The following is a 3,475-nucleotide window of genomic DNA, read 5'->3' as shown; positions in this document are numbered from 1 at the left end:
TAACAGTCTTGTGCGAGACGTGTCACCAAATCTGTCCTTCCAGTGTAGCTGTAGTCAGGCTTTAACTTCAAGAACTCTCGATACACCTCTCGCACTCACTGCTACCAATGGCTACCGCCAGTGGCGCTTTGTCGTGTCTTTCAGGGTTGGATTCAAGAGTACAGTTACCTGATAAAGACGTGGTAGTCGGGCTGAACGGGGAGTTCGTGCATACAGCCCAGCTTGGAGCGAACCACCTACAAGGAACCCAGTTGCACGGGTAGGAATGAGAAAACGCCACCTTACGGCGGACTGCAACGGGTAAACCTCAGGGTGGGAACAGGAGAGCGCACGAGGGAGCGACCCATCGGAAACGGTGGGGATCTTTAAGTCCTGTCAGGTTTCGCCACTTCTGATTTGAGCGCCGGAAATCACCTGATTTCTGTGAAGCTTGTCAGGAGGGCGAAGCCTATGGAAAACCGGCAATCCCCAGAACCTCCTTATGGCCTTCTGCCTGAGCAGGTAACGCTCGCCGCAGTGTCATGACCGAACGAAGTGAGCGAATGACCGAGGAAGCGTAATGTCTGTAATGCTGAACAGGGATCGTGTCGCTCGGTACACACGTTTCCTCCCTGATTACACACCCGGCTGCAACAGTTTCCTGTCGTTTTCCACTTTTCCCTGCACAGCTATACAACGGCAACATCCGGGCAGGACATGTAAAGTTAGCTAACTTTACGCCTGCCTTATTCGCATGACTGCTCAAAGGAAAAACCATGACTGATGATCGGACACTGCAACTGCGCCTGACAGGGTTCCGTAAAGCGGAGGCCTCTCTCAGGCTTGAAGGGATGGATCCATCAGGAACCCCGCTTTATGAATCGGTAAAGACAAGGATTCTTTCCGGTGACATCACCTTCGATGAAGGCCGCACTGAGATACGGGCTCATTACCAGAAGCGGGCGAACAGTAACTGACGCGGACAGGAAATGTCTTGTCATTACCGCCGCTTTGCGCCAGTGACAACATCAGCGGGACAAGATGTGTTTTTGGAGTACCGCCGACACTCCAGAATGTTTCATCAGGCGCCGCCCGATACGCTGAGTTTCGTGCGTACGAAATTTCTCTGCTGTTGAGATCTAGGGCAGGATTCGCAAAGTGCTGGCGTTTGTACCCACCGGAAGCTGCCGCGCCTGGCGGCTTGGCCAACGCCTCACGGCCGCACAGTCAACTGTGCACCCGTTCACCGTTACCAGATCCCCTGATTCCGGCCGGGCCTGCCTGCACTGGCCAAAGCCCTAAAACTGCGCAATCAGCAGCGCGGGGGCAGTTGATAACCACTTTTTACTGTCATACTTATTTGCCGGCTCTCTGATCGGTACCGGCTGACTGTTTGTGCAAATTTTGTCGGACATCCTGACCCTCGATGTCCGTTTTTTTTGTTCAAAATTCGCCTTTAGTGCCAGCATTCGTCCGAAACCGGCCGCCATTCACTTCCGTGCATAGCCATGCAGGCGCGCAGAAATCATCAGGCGCGTTTTTTCACGATATGGACAGGGAAAGGTGCCGGAAACGGCCCGCACGCGGCAGAAACGCGCTGAGGGCCTCTGCGGCGGTGCACGCAAGAGATGTTATGGTAAATTGGACTCTCTACAGGAGAGTGTGTTTGTCAGCCTATTAACTTTTCGGATTACCGCGCTTCTTAGGTCTATTAACTTCACTTTTTCGATTCGCCTCTCTTTCTTCGATAAGCTCTTTCGAAAAACCTTCCAGCAGGTCTACCAGTCCGTTCAGATCGTAATGGTTTGTTGTTCTGGCATTGTCTTTCCCTTCTTTGTATCGAGGTATCCGCTTGATGGCACCACACTGTTCCAAATGAATAAAACTTCTTTGAACGGTTTTTAGTGAAACGCCCAGCATGTTCGCCAGTCTCTTTTTCGAAGGTCTTGGGGGGTTATCTTTTTCCCACCAATGCATTATGAGGTTTATGAGAACCATCGTATCAATACAGCTAAGACCCAACCTGGACTGATTTTCCAGTAAGGCATTTGGGATAATCGTCCATCCTGCAGAAATGTTTGTCTTCCCCCACTTGCTTACGTGGTTCTTTACTTCGCTCGACAGGTTATTTTTGTTTTCCATAAAACATGCATCCTGTGGTCATCTGAGGCTAGAGGGCATTTTATATATTGAACGTTTTACCGTTCACCTTGCGTCATTGTCTTAACGTATTGTCCCACTATATCTTTTTCTGTGTGGTCAAATCAGACCATACCCTATGGTTTTTAAAGTCCACAGGGTGGGGTTTAAATGTACCATAGGATATGGTCTTTGTTGACCACTAACCAAAATGTTAGCAAATGATTTAAAGTGGTTTTTTTATGGCAAAATGTTTACTGGTCAAGGTCAGGAGGGAGACGAGCGTGGCGGTTTTTAGACAATGCGAAATTAGAGAAAAATATCTCGCGATTTACAAAGAGTCATTCGATGAAGTTATAACTTATCTTGAGAAGGCAGGTGCTTTAGAGCCCGGCGTTTTAAGGCTCACTACAATCGATGACAATGCTATTCGTGCATGGAAGAGCCAATGGAAAGGCAGGTCTCGTAAGCACGCTCATGGTGCTTGGGATTGGCAGAACCTTGTATCAAAGAGAGCTCGTTCTTGTAAAAGATTTGATGTGGCTGTTTGGGGAGAGGATGTGCTTTGTGGGCTTTCAGTTGGAAAGCTAACCCGTGGTAAAAAGACAGTTAGAATGGATTATCTAGAGGCTTGTCCAACAGCTCATCCGTTGGAGAAACGAATCACAATGATTGTGGTTGCTGTGGCTCTGTCAGTAGCTAAAAAAGTAGGGGCACAGCACGTAGCCATATTCAATCCGATAAAAGACAAAGAAGAAAAAGTGTTAAAACACTACCAGTCTTACGGGTTTACACAAAGAATGTTGTATGGACGCTTTTTGAAAAACGTGCTGTACAAAGAAGTTGTTTGATAGCTATGCGCCGTGAATACGACCACGTTGAACAAAGCCGTCATCTACTTTCATAGCAAGCAGGATGAAGTCCATAAGACCCTGATTGATTGGAGCTGAATCAGGAGAGGATGGATCCATTTTGCGTTGCTGTGCCTTTACCAGCTCACTTTTGCGCTCAGATACATAACTCATCTTGTGACTCTCTGTCTTGTATGGGGATGTAGACACTATAACAAGTGGATAAAAAAATAACGAGATCTCTATATTTTCAAAAAGAGATGACTGTTGTTGACTCGCCTCTTCTGCAAAGCGTACTCTTTTCTTTCAAAAGAAAAAAACCGCCTTTGCGGGGCGGTTTTTTTCCAGTTCATTGAGTTTGCGGCTCTTTGAACCTAGGTAACAGTCTTGTGCGAGACGTGTCACCAAATCTGTCCTTCCAGTGTAGCTGTAGTCAGGCTTTAACTTCAAGAACTCTCGATACACCTCTCGCACTCACTGCTACCAATGGCTACCGCCAGTGGCGC

3 protein-coding genes are annotated in these 3,475 nt (G+C 48.0%); 2 read left to right on the top strand and 1 reads right to left on the bottom strand.

All coding sequences use genetic code 11. The annotated features are described in order from the left end of the window. Positions 1 to 755 precede the first annotated feature (755 nt). A complete protein-coding gene (locus tag ACJHXA_RS23610; RefSeq protein WP_061585996.1) occupies positions 756 to 956 on the top strand; it encodes an antitoxin VbhA family protein in 201 nt (66 codons plus the stop codon). Positions 957 to 1,656: 700 nt separating this feature from the next. Here ACJHXA_RS23610 and ACJHXA_RS23605 read toward each other — a convergent pair. After that, complete coding sequence (locus ACJHXA_RS23605; RefSeq protein WP_072796159.1) at positions 1,657 to 2,121, bottom strand: hypothetical protein; 465 nt, start codon at positions 2,119 to 2,121, stop codon at positions 1,657 to 1,659. A 281-nt stretch (positions 2,122 to 2,402) separates the two neighbouring features. Between ACJHXA_RS23605 and ACJHXA_RS23600 the strand changes: the two genes are divergently transcribed. Beyond that, entirely contained in the window at positions 2,403 to 2,969 is a 567-nt protein-coding gene (locus ACJHXA_RS23600; RefSeq protein ID WP_061583929.1) for a hypothetical protein, read from the top strand. Positions 2,970 to 3,475: the final 506 nt, after the last annotated feature.

The organism is Escherichia sp. WS33, from assembly GCF_046486385.1.
GTDB lineage: Bacteria > Pseudomonadota > Gammaproteobacteria > Enterobacterales > Enterobacteriaceae > ECMA0423.
The sequence above is the reverse complement of the archived record's forward strand: the minus strand, read 5'-3'. Positions and strand labels throughout refer to the sequence as shown.